The organism is Pseudoflavonifractor sp. MCC625 (genome assembly GCF_018784545.1).
GTDB lineage: Bacteria > Bacillota > Clostridia > Oscillospirales > Oscillospiraceae > Pseudoflavonifractor_A > Pseudoflavonifractor_A gallinarum.
The window spans coordinates 16,244-29,766 of the sequence record NZ_WQOJ01000023.1 but is presented as its reverse complement, the minus strand read 5'-3'; the positions used below and the strand labels follow the sequence as shown (position 1 = coordinate 29,766).

At 49.9% G+C, this 13,523-nt stretch carries 17 protein-coding genes; 4 read left to right on the top strand and 13 right to left on the bottom strand.

The features are described 5' to 3' along the window. Positions 1-347: 347 nt before the first annotated feature. The 7 genes from asrC to GPK94_RS06385 all read right to left on the bottom strand — a co-directional run bounded on the left by asrC (position 348) and on the right by GPK94_RS06385 (position 6,622). Positions 348-1,415 (bottom strand): sulfite reductase subunit C, encoded by a 1,068-nt coding sequence (gene asrC / locus GPK94_RS06415; protein ID WP_215655196.1) that lies wholly within the window; start codon positions 1,413-1,415, stop codon positions 348-350. Between the two features lie 18 nt (positions 1,416-1,433). Beyond that, the gene (gene asrB, locus GPK94_RS06410) at positions 1,434-2,225 is read right to left on the bottom strand and encodes an anaerobic sulfite reductase subunit AsrB (RefSeq protein WP_215655188.1); all 792 of its coding nucleotides are present in this window, start codon (positions 2,223-2,225) and stop codon (positions 1,434-1,436) included. A gap of 14 nt (positions 2,226-2,239) precedes the next feature. Then, positions 2,240-3,277, bottom strand: coding sequence for an anaerobic sulfite reductase subunit AsrA (gene asrA / locus GPK94_RS06405; protein WP_215655179.1), 1,038 nt, complete (start codon positions 3,275-3,277; stop codon positions 2,240-2,242). A gap of 460 nt (positions 3,278-3,737) precedes the next feature. Then, on the bottom strand, positions 3,738-4,001 hold the full coding sequence (locus tag GPK94_RS15995) for a hypothetical protein (RefSeq protein WP_252192537.1): 264 nt from the start codon (positions 3,999-4,001) through the stop codon (positions 3,738-3,740). Next, positions 3,985-4,746, bottom strand: coding sequence for a 4Fe-4S binding protein (locus tag GPK94_RS06395; RefSeq protein WP_215655171.1), 762 nt, complete (start codon positions 4,744-4,746; stop codon positions 3,985-3,987). The genes GPK94_RS15995 and GPK94_RS06395 overlap by 17 nt, the downstream gene beginning before the upstream one ends. Positions 4,747-4,761: 15 nt before the next feature. Further along, positions 4,762-5,598, bottom strand: coding sequence for a nitroreductase family protein (locus GPK94_RS06390; protein ID WP_256447326.1), 837 nt, complete (start codon positions 5,596-5,598; stop codon positions 4,762-4,764). A gap of 22 nt (positions 5,599-5,620) precedes the next feature. After that, positions 5,621-6,622, bottom strand: a complete 1,002-nt coding sequence (locus GPK94_RS06385; RefSeq protein ID WP_215655166.1) for an NADP-dependent oxidoreductase — start codon at positions 6,620-6,622, stop codon at positions 5,621-5,623. Positions 6,623-6,807: 185 nt separating this feature from the next. Here GPK94_RS06385 and GPK94_RS06380 point away from each other — a divergent pair, with 185 nt between their 5' ends. Beyond that, positions 6,808-7,254 (top strand): Rrf2 family transcriptional regulator, encoded by a 447-nt coding sequence (locus tag GPK94_RS06380; RefSeq protein ID WP_215655164.1) that lies wholly within the window; start codon positions 6,808-6,810, stop codon positions 7,252-7,254. A 945-nt stretch (positions 7,255-8,199) separates the two neighbouring features. Next, complete coding sequence (locus tag GPK94_RS06375) at positions 8,200-8,481, top strand: GNAT family N-acetyltransferase (protein ID WP_215655162.1); 282 nt, start codon at positions 8,200-8,202, stop codon at positions 8,479-8,481. Here GPK94_RS06375 and GPK94_RS06370 read toward each other — a convergent pair. The 3 genes from GPK94_RS06370 to GPK94_RS06360 all read right to left on the bottom strand — a co-directional run bounded on the left by GPK94_RS06370 (position 8,447) and on the right by GPK94_RS06360 (position 10,324). Next, the gene (locus tag GPK94_RS06370) at positions 8,447-9,382 is read right to left on the bottom strand and encodes a hypothetical protein (protein WP_215655155.1); all 936 of its coding nucleotides are present in this window, start codon (positions 9,380-9,382) and stop codon (positions 8,447-8,449) included. The two genes, GPK94_RS06375 and GPK94_RS06370, sit on opposite strands and share 35 nt — an antisense overlap. Positions 9,383-9,576: 194 nt before the next feature. Next, positions 9,577-9,945, bottom strand: a complete 369-nt coding sequence (locus tag GPK94_RS06365; RefSeq protein ID WP_215655153.1) for a hypothetical protein — start codon at positions 9,943-9,945, stop codon at positions 9,577-9,579. A 109-nt stretch (positions 9,946-10,054) separates the two neighbouring features. Continuing rightward, positions 10,055-10,324 carry a hypothetical protein gene (locus tag GPK94_RS06360; protein ID WP_215655151.1) on the bottom strand — a complete coding sequence of 90 codons (270 nt, stop codon included), beginning with the start codon at positions 10,322-10,324 and terminating at the stop codon, positions 10,055-10,057. Between the two features lie 263 nt (positions 10,325-10,587). On the opposite strand from GPK94_RS06360, the gene GPK94_RS06355 reads away from it, so the two are divergent. Next, positions 10,588-10,929 (top strand): dihydropteridine reductase, encoded by a 342-nt coding sequence (locus GPK94_RS06355; RefSeq protein ID WP_215655149.1) that lies wholly within the window; start codon positions 10,588-10,590, stop codon positions 10,927-10,929. 143 nt (positions 10,930-11,072) lie between these two features. After that, complete coding sequence (locus GPK94_RS06350; RefSeq protein WP_215655147.1) at positions 11,073-11,213, top strand: hypothetical protein; 141 nt, start codon at positions 11,073-11,075, stop codon at positions 11,211-11,213. A gap of 342 nt (positions 11,214-11,555) precedes the next feature. Here the strand turns inward: GPK94_RS06350 and GPK94_RS06345 are convergent, their stop codons facing one another. From GPK94_RS06345 to GPK94_RS06335, 3 genes are all read right to left on the bottom strand, one after another. Further along, a complete protein-coding gene (locus GPK94_RS06345; RefSeq protein ID WP_215655145.1) occupies positions 11,556-12,311 on the bottom strand; it encodes a hypothetical protein in 756 nt (251 codons plus the stop codon). Then, positions 12,304-13,215 carry an ATP-binding cassette domain-containing protein gene (locus GPK94_RS06340; RefSeq protein WP_215655143.1) on the bottom strand — a complete coding sequence of 304 codons (912 nt, stop codon included), beginning with the start codon at positions 13,213-13,215 and terminating at the stop codon, positions 12,304-12,306. Before GPK94_RS06340 ends, GPK94_RS06345 begins: the two co-directional genes overlap by 8 nt. 136 nt (positions 13,216-13,351) lie before the next feature. After that, positions 13,352-13,513, bottom strand: coding sequence for a hypothetical protein (locus GPK94_RS06335; protein WP_215655141.1), 162 nt, complete (start codon positions 13,511-13,513; stop codon positions 13,352-13,354). Between the last annotated feature and the right edge of the window lie 10 nt (positions 13,514-13,523).

Sequence of the window (13,523 nt, the reverse complement as noted above, 5' to 3'; positions counted from 1 at the left end):
ATAGCACACAGAAAAAATCGCTTTCAAGTTGCCCCTGCCCAGAAAGTAATGATACCAAGAGCGCACTTACTCACCGCCCGCAAGCGGGCGGTAGTGCTGCCTGACGGCAGCTGTGCGCTCTCCGAGGAGGACACCCAGCAGGCTCCGCCGTGTTAGCACCGAAGTTGAATTTTCTGAGTCTGTCCGAGCAAATGAAAACGTCGGAGGTCACATGCGATTCATGTGACCTCCGACTATTTTGTCTCCTCTTTTCGTGCACCGGATCAGATTTAAAAGGAAGGTGCGAATAATCCAACATCGTGCACTGCGAATTGAGTTACAGGAGAATGCGGTGTATTTCGGTTGCGTTATTCTTTTGGACCGGCGGTGTGGTGCATAGACAGGGGTTTAACATTGAAGTTGGAGCGGTATTCGGTCTCATGCCAATACAAGTCCTCCGCTACCAGACACTCGGGGTTCAGTTCCACGCCATCCAGGATGATTTCTTTGAATTTCTTGTAACCGGCCCGGTCGATGAGATGGCCGCCGTGGAGGTATTCAGGCTTGTAGTCCATGACCCATGCGGAGAACTTCTGCCAGTTCTTCAGAACGCCCAGAATCACGTCCTCCGTGGCCCAATTGAGGAACATTTTGCCGGTGCGGGGGGTCTGCCGGCCTGTGCGGCCGCCCAGAATTACCCGGTAGAACTTGGTCTCCTGACGGGTCCAGGCGCTGGTGGGGCAGACACGGACGCACTCGCCGCAGCCCACGCAGCAGCAGGCGTCCTTCTCCACCTTGCCGATGGCCGGATTGGCGGACAGGACCCGTGTGGCTCCGTTCTGGCAGGCCCGCACGCAGGCACCGCAGGCGATGCAGCGCTCGGGATGATACGTCATGCGTGCCACGCCGATGATGCCAAAGTCGCACATGTGGGCCTTGTTGCAGTCGTTGGGACAGCCGGCAATGTTGATCTTGATGTGGTAGTGGCTGGGGAAAATGATGGGCTCAATCTTCCGGGCCAGCTCAAAGGTGTTGCAGTTGCCGCAAATGCAGTGGTAATTGCCGATGCAGGCGGTGATATTGCGGGCGCCAATGGTGGGGTAGCCCTCCGTAGGGTCCCAGGGGTGGGGCTCATGGGCAATGGTATCCATGTCCACGTTGCACAGCTCAGCATCCACTTCCTTGATGTAGGTCTCCAGATAGGCATTGACCGCCGGGATATTTTCGTAGGGAATGCCGGGAATGTCAAAGTTCTGCCGGGTGCCTAAATGGAAGGTGCCGTCGCCCCAGGTTTTGGCAATGTGCTCCACATAGCTGAGGTACTTAGCGTCCACCGTGCCGCCGGGTACGCGCATTTGCAGCATGAATTCTCCCGGTACCTTGGACTGTCGATAGCAGTTCAGCCGCACCTTTTTGATGTTGATGTCCTGATTCATCCTCTGGCCCCTCCTTTCTCAGTCCACCAGGTCCCGGGCTATGGTATAGGGGAACACCGGGCCGTCAAGACAGACATATACCTCGTCGATGCGGCAGTGGCCGCACTTGCCCACCGCGCAGGACATTTTGCGCTCGAAGCTCATCCAGATCTTTTCCGGGTCCACGCCGTGGTCCAAGAGGGCCAGACCCGTAAATTTCATCATAGGCGGCGGGCCTACCACCACCACAGCATAGTCGCTGCCGAAGGTGTCAACGGGGAGCTCCGGTACAAAGGCCGTCACCATACCGGTGCGCCAGCCCTCCAGGGTGCCGTTGTCCAGGGTATAGATGGTAGAAAAGTGTTTCTGCCATTCTTCCAGCTCGCTGTGGAACACGATGCCGTCGGCGTTTTTGAAACCGCAGATCAGATGGACCGACCGGGCATAGCCGGGAGTCTGGGCCAGCATGTTGAGCATGGAACGGACGGGAGCGAGGCCGGTGCCGCCGGTGATGACCACCAGGTGCTTGTCACGGAACTGTTCCACGGGCCACCCCTTGCCGTAGGGACCCCGCAGGAACAGGGTATCTCCCGCCTCCTTCTCAAAGATGACGTTGGTGACCTTGCCCACGGAACGGATGGTAAACTCCAGCCATCCGTCGCCCTGGGCAGAGACGGAGATGGGTGCCTCGCCGATCATGGGAATGGACAGCTGCATGAATTGACCGTGGGCGGGCTTGGCGTCGGTAGCAACCCGGAAGGTCCACTCATGACTGCTTTCTTTTTTGACGCTCAGGATCGTACAGGCCTGAGGCTGAACAGGATTCATCATGGTGCAGACCTCCTTTACTGGCTGTCCATGGAAGCCTTGATTTCTTCCACGGCGGCGGACATTTTGTTGACGGTGGCAGAAATGGAGATCAATTCGGGACAGCGGTGGGTACAGCGGCCACAGCCCACGCACATATGCTCCTCCCCAAACCGGGCTTTATAGTCATGGAACTTATGCAGCACCTTGTAGCGCATGCGGTCGGCGGGGGTGGAGCGGAACTCACGCTGGCCGGCCATTTGATCGAAGCCGGCGATCTGGCAGGAGGCGGTCACCCGGCGGCGTTCGCCCACCTCAGGGTTGTCGCCGTAGATGATGTCCCGGGTGGTGAAGCAGGTGCAGGTGGAGCAGGCCACGGTGCAGGCACCGCAGGAGATACAGCGGCTGTTGTACTCCTGCCACATGGGATGGGTTTTGAGGGCCTTGCGGACCTCCTTGTCGCTGAGATCGGGAACGGTGACCTTCAGCTCATTTTCTTCCACAAAGGTGTGGATGTAATCGGCCTGGGGCATGTCCTGAAAATAGGGAGCCAGGGACTCGTCGGCCACCTCAACCAGCAGCCCGTCGGCAGAAAACTTCAGAGCCAGGGCGTAATCGTCGGTGTGGTTGGTGCCCATGGAGACACAGAAGCAGGTATCGTCGCCGCCGTTACAGTCCATAACAGCGAATTTTACCAGTTCCCGGATTCGGGTGTAGTATAGATCGTCATAGCCGCCGTTTCCGGCGTAGATGCGGGCTTGAATCCGCTGGGCGTTGATGTCGCAGGGGCGGGCCAGCAGCAGAATCGGTTTTGTTTTGGCCTTGCTGGCGCGGTATTCGTCTTCGGTAAAATAAAAAATAGGTTGCTGAATGGGCGTGATGACCTCTTTGGCTGGATAATCGGATTTCGTATCCCATACAATGTCGGCAAATGCTTCTATTTCATCATAGCGAACGATATCGGTGTCGGAGTAACGGCCCTGTTTGGGGAAACGCTTTGGTGCGTAGACACGGTAGTCTTTTTTCAGTGCACGCAGCACGGCGTCCGCCTGGGAGACGGAGAGAGAAAAGCCCATATTCAGTACCTCCCTGATATAGTGTGCCATTGAAAACCGTCCGTCCCGGAACCACTCAACAGGTGAGATTGCGGTTTGTGTCAGTTCCGCAGAAAATTTCCACATAGCCAATCTCAGTATAGCACGGCCTACACAGTTTGAATAGCGGTACTGCACAAATATTAAAGGATAATTTATAAAATGTTATGTGATATGCTGCAATGATGGCGGCGGAAGAGCTTCCATTGTAAGAGAAAACTCCATGAAACTTTGCGGCGCGTTTGGATGGCATCAAAGGGGAACGAACCCTCTGCAAGTTTGTGTTTCTTTGGCCAGAAACGCACCCAAGAGACCTTTGGCGATATTTTCTTATTTTAAGGCGAGCAGAAAGTCCGAAATCTTTTTCCCGTCTGTATACCTCTTATCGTATAAGCGCTGCAGAGACGTCCTGTCCTTTTTTAGAGTACTGACGCCACAGGTATCATCCGGCGAGAGGATGAGAGCTTTGTCCTGCTGCGAAGGATGTCAAGTTGGCGCTGCCCGCTGAGATGCCAATTCCCAAATCAAAATGGATGTTGTGATCCATGCAATAATCAAATATGCCGACGGCATAGATACCGCTCAAACCGCCGCCTACATCGATCACGCCTGTTTTTATTGCTGCCTTCTCGCCGCCCAAAGAGTTGGTACAGGAGCATTCCCCAACCGGTGACTGTATGTTTCCAGCATCAAAGGAACAGCTCACATTCCTTCCGCCCAGAGCAAACCTTCTTCAGCATCAGGCTGGCCGCAGAGAGCATGACGGGATTTACCTTGCGAGCGCCCTGCGGACAGACGGTGATACAGCGCATGCAGGAGATGCACGCCTTCTCATCCACGTTCTTCGGATTGTTCTTGTCGATGGCCTGCACAGGACACTCTGCTGCACAGGCACCACAGTTGGTGCATGCTTTTGTTGCTTTGGGCACCATACCGGCTCCGCCAGCTTTCTTATAGGGACGATTGCCAGGAATCACAGGTTCTGACGTGTCTGCCGCAGAAAGCTTATGCTGGATCTGTTTGGCAAAATCGGAAAGCTGTGCTGCGTCCTGCGCATCAGGCCGACCGGCGGCAAACTGACGGGCGATGGAATGTTCCGCGATGGCGGCAACTGCCGCAATGACCTGAAAACCAGCCTGCTTTGCGGCGTCCTCCAGCTCCACCAACGTGTCCTCATAAGCACGGTTGCCATAGACACAGACCAGAACGGCGCGAGCACGGTTGCCATGCACCATACCCAGCCGCTCTACCGCCACAGCAGGAACACGGCCACCATAGGAGGGCACGGAAATGACTGCCACATCCTCTTTTGTCAGTGAAACGGCATTCAAATCCGGCTTGCTGTCGGTCAGATCAACGGTGGTTATATCCCCCTCCAGTGCACCGGTTAAATAGTCGGCCACCTTTTTTGTTCCGCCCGTGGGACTAAACACGATGTTATAAAGTTTCATCAGAACATCCTCCTTTTACTCGGCAATACGCCATGAAATCATGTAATGCAGGTTTTCAGGAAGGTTTTCATCTTCCTGTGGCATCTGTTCAAAGGCTCCAGTCAACCCCAGCTCCAAAGCGGTCTGATGGAAATGGGACAAGGCAATGCCAAGATCGACCTGTTTGATCATTTCTTCCCCTTTGGAGAGCCCGGGTTTGTAGTCCGCATAAAAATGATAGGCGTTTTCGGTTTTACGCACCCGCCAAGGCTGTGCATTTTTGGCGGACGGAGCCAGCCGCACCATTTCCAGCGCCTGAGCATAAGCTCCGGCCATGTCCTTGGTCAACGGAGTGTGAAAATCCGCCTGAAAAAACAGATCCGTCCACTCTTTTCGAGAAGAAGATTTCATAGTGGAGCGCATCAGATTTTCCGTCAGGCTGCGTTTGGCTGCGGGATACCCCACCGGTGCAATTGCCGGAAACAGTTCGTCCTTTGGAATCTTCATGGCGGAAGCAAAGCTGTCCCGATTGAAGGTCGCCGCTAACCACACCGTGCCCAGTCCCATATGGGTGGCTGACAGGATCAGATTTTCAAATTCATATCCGGCCGCCAACGGTGCAAGCTCCATATCGGGGATGGAGACCCCCAGGAAAGTGCTCGCTCCCTTAATAACGCCGTAGGTTCCCAGCTTTTCACCGTCTGTATTCAGCTTCCGCTCAATGATGTAGGTATGAACAGGAACATCAAAGGGATTATCCAACTGCTTCATGCACATAAGCAGGGCTTCCCGATCCTGGGGTAGCAAGGGCTTGCGCTCATAAGTGCGGACACTGTGCCGCGTTTGGATGGTGTCTACAACAGGAATGGACAATTTCAATGCATTTCTCCCTCTCTCACAGCTGGATCATGACTTTACCATTGAGCTGGCCCTTAGCCACAAGATGCAATGCCTCATTGGCCTGATCCAGAGAAAAGACACGAGCGTCAACGGCAGGCTTGACCTGCTGCTTCTCCACAATCTCGGTGATTTTTTGCAGCTGTGCCCCATTAGAACGGACAAATACGAACCGATATTCCTTGCCCTGCTTCTGAGCAGCCTTGTCAAATTTACTGCCCGCAAGGGTGAACATCTGTTTTTTCAGGCCACCAAACGGATGCCGCAGGGCAAACGCTTTATTGGGGCCGGTCCGCAGGCTCACCAACCGCCCACCTTTTTTCAGCACTGCCAATTCACGTTCAAATTCGGAAGGACCCAGGGTATCGATCACATGGTCCATATCAGACAATACTTCCCAATAGTGTTCTGTCTTGTAGTCGAGATACCGGTCAACTCCCATGGCGAGAAACTGCTCTTTCGCCCGTGCATTACCGGTCACAATCACTCGCAGCCCCAGCGCCTTGGCGATAGGAACCGCCATCTGACCAAAGCTTCCAGAGCCGCCAGGAATCAAAATGGTTTCCCCTGACTTTGCTTCCAGTTCCTCTACAATGGCCTGATACGCCGTCAAACCGGTCAGCGGAATGGCAGCGGCAGTATTGAAATCATACCCCTCCGGCATCTTGGCAATTGCATCCTGCTCTACCGCCACATATTCCGCAAAGGCGCCGATTTTGTTGATCGGAAGGCGAGTATAGACTCGGTCTCCTTTTTGAAAATCTCGAACCTTGCTGCCTACCTGCTCCACAATACCGGAGCATTCATTGCCCAGTGTCAGGGGCATCGGATAATCCTGAATCAGTTTTACGCTTCCTGTCAGGATCAAAAGCTCCACCGGATTGACTGCCGCCGCCTTTACCTGAATCAGTACTTCAGAATCTGAAATTTGGGGGATTGGGATATCGTTTAAGGTTGTATTGATATTTTTGGAGTAGCCTTTGATCTGGACCGCTTTCATGGAAAACCTCTTTCTGCATACAATTTGTTTTGCGGAATCTCTCTTGCTTTTTTTCATGAGAGACGATAAAATGTAAGATGTAAATAAAAAAATTACATCTCCTTCAGTTTAGCATTTGTAAGTTGTAATGTCAATAGTTACATCGAAGCGAGATGTGTTTGCTTTTGAAAGGACATCGAGTATCTATGCAGATCAGTATGAAATGTTCTGTTGCGGTTCACTGCCTGATTTTCATCCACGAAGCGAAAGGGATCGCCAAGGTAACCAGCAATCTTCTGGCGGAAAGTACGGGGAGTAATCCTGTCGTGATTCGCAACATTCTCAGCGCTTTGAAAAAGGCTGGGCTTATTACGGTACCCCGTGGAACCGGCGGTGCGGAGCTGTGCGCCGACCCGTCCCAGATTACCTTGTACCAGATCTATTCCGCGCTGGAGCCGGAGGGTGTGACTTCCATCATTGGGATCCATCCTTGTCAGGGGAGGCCTTGCCCAGTGGCCCAAAACATCCGCAAGGTACTGCAAACGCCATACCGAAAAATTGAGGATGCAGTCCAAACAACCATGGAAAGCATTACGCTGCAATCCATGATCGATGATTTTCACGGACTTGTTCAGCAAAACGATATCTCTTGAAATCCCATACAACAAGAACCGCCATGGCAATTTGCCATGGCGGTTCTTGTTGTGTCATTTTTATGTTAGTGAATGGAATTCCCCAGGGTATAGGCTTGCTGAAGCCCCGTTTTTTCAGTGTTGAGAGGAACGCCGAGATTATAATTGACATCCAATCCAGGTGTGGGGAGCTTAGAGAGTTTTTCAAATATTGAGAAACGCCCTCAAATCCTGAGCCGCTGTAAACAAAAAAGACGGGCACTCCCAAAAGAGGGGATCATCAAGTGGTCAAAACAGAAATCCGTCTGTGATATTTCTGCGGTCAAACAAAAAAATCGCCGCAGTGAAAACTGCGGCGATTTCCATATATGGTGGACCTGATCGGATTCGAACCGACGACCCCTACAATGCGAACAAGCCCCTGAAACTTTTTTCAATCATTTCGGGCCATTTTTGGCCGTTTCCGCTCCGCTCCACTTCATCTCTGGGCCTCTTTGACCATGCTGTTTCCGTGTGGTCCGAAGCGGTGTGTGGTGGGTTCTGTGGTCAGCAACGCTCCCCAGCCCTTGCCGGAGTCTTTCGCCGACAGGAACGGAGAGCGTTTTTCATGCCTCTAACTGCCTGCATTGTACCTCTGTGTACAGGATTAAGCAAGTCATTTCTGTGCTATCTGCGGCTCAGAAATTGGGGAACTGTAAACAAAAATAAGTTGGAGGCATTGCAGAATATATCCTTTGATGTATTCTGCAATGCCTCCAACTCGATCCAAATGACCGCATTAGCCGATTGCTTTTGAATTTCGCGATATAAGATCAAGGCGTCGTTGAGAAGAGCGTCTCTCGGTTGTGAAGATCTGGATCTTACCCACTGTCTGTAATTTTAGAACGCCATCTTGAGAAATGGTGAGAAAAAACCATATGGAACCTGATATTGAGAAGACTGAGCCTAACTGGATGAAGAGTAGATTTGGAAAAATGGAACCAGTCGCTTCAAGCGCATTACAGCATTGTCTCTGTTGAAAATGATGCTATTGTAGGCTTTGGCGATATAGACAGCACTGGATACCTTGACCGTCTGTTTTTTCATGCTGACTATCAGGGAAAAGGAATTGCTTCTGCTATCTGCGATCAGTTGGAGCAGGCGGTTCCGGGCAACATCACAACCCATGCTTCCATTACTGCAAAACCTTTTTACTGTAATAATGGATTGATTATTATTTTAGCCGTTTGTTGGCTACCATTACCATAGCAACTCCTAAAACCGCCAGAATGCCGCAAACCGCTGTGCCAGTCAAAAGATTCATCAGCTGCTGATTCTCCAGTGTCATTTCTTGCCCAAATGAAGCAAACATAGCGGTTTGAAGGGAGAGCATGGATACAAGAGATGTCGCAAAACTGATATACTTAATGGCCATAATTGCCGGGGAATGGACTTTCCTTTTTTTCACTAAATACATAACCGATGTGATGAGGCAATAAAAATCATAAAGAGCTACGACAAAAATCAGATAACCATGATAGCGAAAACCGTTTCCTTCTTTGACGATCATGATTGCTACGCCCTGCAAAGCAAATGATAGTACAACAAGAAGGCACCCGCATAGTCTATATGCTTTCCATTCTTTTACGATCTGCGATTGTCCATGTAATTGTGCAGTTTCAGCGCAAGTATTGCGCAAAATCAGGAATTTTGTCACACATAGAACCAGATAGTATCCGGCCAATACCATAAGCCATGTAGAAGAAAACCACCATCCGGCCACGATCTTGGATGCAGCCAATAAACTGTTAAACACCAAAGAACCATATCCCATCGAAATGATTCGGAAGGTATCGTCATCCAACAACTTAGAAAGAAGGATATTCCTGTGCGCGATGCCAGAAGCAGTTTCAAAAGGCGATGCAGTCTGAAAAAACAACAGCAGCGCCCAGACAACTGCAAATAAAAATATGGCTGCCAAGACATAGATACTGTACAAAATTGGTGCGGGAACGGCTTCTCCCCACTGTGTAGAAACAGCTACCAAAGAGGCAGTGCAAAAAATTACTGCGCCAATGCAGGACAAAATAAGCGGAGGCCTAAACCGGCGTATTTTCTCCCATATCGTATTTCCTTTTTTCTCCGGAGATCGTTTGTTCCTGTAGCACATATGCTTTTCATCCTATACTCTGAAATTTGAGAAAAGTTGAGATTTTCTGCGATGATGGAGATTATATCATTGATATGATAGGAAATTCATGTTGCTCAACTGTTAGAGTAATGTTTGAGATTTGTTAATCACCGGAATTCGAATGAAAAAATAACACGCAGACGAACCGCTTTGGGCCACCTGCGTGTCTTGTTTTATTCCAGACCCTTGACCACGGGAATCAGGCACAGCAGTAGCACGATGCCCACGATACCCACAATGATGCCGGGAACCATCATGTTCCAGATCATCGTCATACACATACCGACACCCAGAACAATAGCTCCGATTACCCCCAGCAGGGTGATACCAATGGCTCTTGCGTTGAAAACGATGGCGGGCTTACCGTCCATCTTGCGCCGCACCAGCAGCATCGCCAGCAGGACAACCAGGCCGATGGCACCGATGACGATGCCCTGGTTCAGCACGCCCCACTCCGGCAGAAGTGCCATACACATACCCAGTGCAAACAAAATGCCGCCGATGGTGCTGAGAATCAGCGTAACAAAGTCTTTCTTTTTCATGGATGAATACCTCCCATAACAGTCGTTGTTTGTTTTGATGTCTCAATTTTACGAAACAGATATTTGTGAAAGATTTGAGTTTTGTTTCTGAAATATTAAACCCACGCCATTACTTCAGGCCAGCGATTTCTTGGGCTTCCTCTACAATCTCCTTCGTCTGATCCAGACTTTCCTTTACGATGGAGTCCTGCGCCACATCGTCAACCTTGTACTCGTCAATCCGCTGCTGGATTTCCTCCTGGATAACCTGGATCCTCTCTGACACATCCGTGGCCGTACCAGATTTCATCTGAGGGACCACAACCAGCACCATGGATGCCGCCAGTACAGCACTGCCAAGTACAAGAAGCGCTGCCAAAGCAATATTTCTTTTTTTCATTTGAGCTAACCGCCTTTCATAAAAACAAGTTATGTAATTGTCTTACGCCCGCCTGCCTCTTCTATAAATCATTGAAAAAGCTCTGCCGGTACTCTGTATCAACGATTGTAATATTACAGAAGCTTTGTTTGAAAAGTGCTTGAAGAATATTTATGAAATATTAATTTGGACTTTTTGAACTCAACACATCGGATGGTTTGTGTCGTTTCTTTTCTCAGACTAAGCTGTTATGCTTTAAGTAGCACGAGAAAGGAGAACGATGTATGAACACAGATAAATTGATTGCTGCCGCTGTTGCGAGCGAGTATGCGCAAACAGCGTCGAGAAAAGTAATTGCATTAAAGAAATTAGATAAGAGGGCTAAGCAGCTCCCTAAAACCATCTCGTTTGTGTTAGGAGCAGCCGCTCTGGCACTTACGGCAATGGGAATGTCTTTGGGATCGGGGACAGACTGGTGGGGAGTATGCTGGCTTTTAGGATTTATCCTTATGGGAATCAACCCGTTACTCTATGAAAAGCTACTGGACTCCAGCAAAAAGAGGTACGCTTGGGACATTATAGTCTTAGCCAGGGAAATATGGCTGGAAGAAACCGTTACAAGATAATCCATATAAACAAAAGGGCGGTGCTGTGGTGATGCACCGTCCTCTTACCTGTGTAGATCTCGAAACATTTTATAGGCGCTAAAACATGGCAGCTCCATTGAGTAAAAACATTTCACCTAAGCGAGTTTAGAATGAGGAGGCACATGACAATCGCACGTCATGTGCCTCCTCATTGGTTATTTCTTGCGCTTTTTCACAATAGCGGCAATCACCGCAACCACAACAACCGCGACGACTACCACAACAACGACAGCAGTGTTCATGGAAACACCTCCCTTCATTGATTTCTGTATGTTAAGGGTAAAGCGTGACTTACTTCCGCTTCTTGTGCACAATAACGCCTCCGGCAATCGCAACAACAGCTGCAACAGCAGCAATAGCAACCTTGACGATCATTCTGCATACCTCCTTTCGGAATGAAGTGGTTTGCTTCAATCAGGATGGCTGTATATTACATGAGGTTTGTTGTAAAAGTAATTCAAAAGTGTTTTTGTAATATTAATCTGGAAAAATCCACTTTTGGTGGACAAAGAGCGTAGTAAACCTACTCTTTGGGAAGAAAGAAAAAGCAGTCCCACAAGCTCATGGCTTGTGGGACTGCTCGTATCAATATGGGTATCAAGGCATCAAATATCTTTTTTCAAAAGCACTTTTTTCCCGCACACATATGCGGCAACGGTCCAAACTCCACAGGTGACCAATACCCGCAAAAGGATAATCGGATCAAACTGCATGGAGCAAAGTTTGGCTGCCCCGGAAATCAGAACAGAAAAAACAGTTTCGATCCACTCCAGCCCAAAGGCTTGTGCAAAGAGGGAAATCCCCATTGTGAGGCCACCGGTTGCAATGAGGAAGCCGACAAACATGGTCCACGCCATATTGCGCGTAAAAAAAGACACCAGCAGTACCACTGCACTCATGGCGCAGCCTACCATCCACTTTTCCAGCAAAAATACAATCAATCCCAAAACGCCACCGGATAAGACCACATCATAACCCAGAACTGGCAGGGCAATCATTGCATAAAGGACCAGCATGAGGGCGCTGACAACTGCCATCGAGAACATTTTGCCACCCACATACTCTTTGGGATCTGCATGGACGGCAAAGAGATTCTTCGCAAATCCACCCGCATAGTCCCCACATACAAAAATGGCAATGATAATACTAATCAGAATGTAGATGACACCGGCTCCCATAGCGGAACTCATAAAATCCGTACCCGCATCGCCGGTCAAAGCCACACCCATCAGGGCATCCATCGTCGTACTCATGCCGCCCATAATTTGGCCGACCGCCATCGCCAGCAAAAATGCAATCGAAACATAGAAAACCTTGGAGTGAAGAAGCCGGTGCATATCCATCTTGAAAATGTTATTCATGGTCTGTTCCTCCCATCAACTCAATAAAGTATTCTTCCAGATCTTGCTGATGCAGGAACACTTCTTCCACATTGTAGTTGTTGCTGTAAAGAATCCGGTTGACTGCGGCAGTATCCTTAAAGCCGGGAAGATGGATTTCACGAGACGATACTACTTCCATAGCCGGGATATGAAGCTCTTTGGAGAGCAACTGTGCGGCCTTTTGGGCATCTTCCACCTTCACGGTCAGATAGTCTTTTCGCTTGTTGGCAAGTTCCTCTGCACTGGTCTGCTCAATCAATTCTCCGTCTTTGATAATGCCGTAATGGGTGGCGATCTTGGAAAGCTCGCCCAAAATATGGGAGCTGATAAAAATAGTGACTCCACGATCTCGATGGAGATTAGCGATTACCTCGCGCAGCTGCACGATACCTTCTGGATCAAGGCCGTTGATCGGTTCGTCCAGAATGAGCAATTCCGGATTTCCCAGCATCGCAATGGCAAGCCCCAGACGCTGCTTCATGCCCAAAGACAGGTGCTTCGCCTTCTTCTTCACGGCCTTGGAAAGTCCCACCGCATCCAGCGCTTCCAGCGCGCTCTTTTGGGGATTCTCCAAGCCAATGCTGTATCCTTGAAGAATCACATTTTCCAAAGCGGACATTCCGGGATAAATCCCCGGCTGCTCGATTAGTGTTCCGATTTTGCGCCGTACAGCAGGGTCGGTGACGGGCCTCTCAAACAGCTTGATTTCACCTGCGGTCGGGCTGGCCAAGCCGCAGATCATGCGCTGCGTTGTCGATTTTCCAGCTCCGTTTCTGCCAATAAAGCCGTATACGGAACCCTTGGGCACCTGAATACTCAGATTGTTGACGGCATTTTTATTGCCATACCGCTTACACAGACCGATTGTCTGTATTGCATCCATAAGATCAGTCCTTTCTGCTTTTTATATGTATAGAATAGCGATGCTTTGTTTGCAAATCGCTTAAGTTATATTTTTGAATTGTTAATTTGCAAAAGTAGAGCCTGCCCGCAATTTTTGCAGGCAGGCTCTGCATCATTCAGTTTTCTTTGACAAACAGGACCACAAAGCCCTGGTCAGGGTTTCCGAGAAGCTGCTGAACCTTCCATCCGTCGTTCGCCTTGTCCTTGATCAGACTGTTCAGATCGTTCTCATAGGCGTTCACGCCAACCTTCTTCAGAGTTTTTACCTCGTACTGCATACCTTCACCT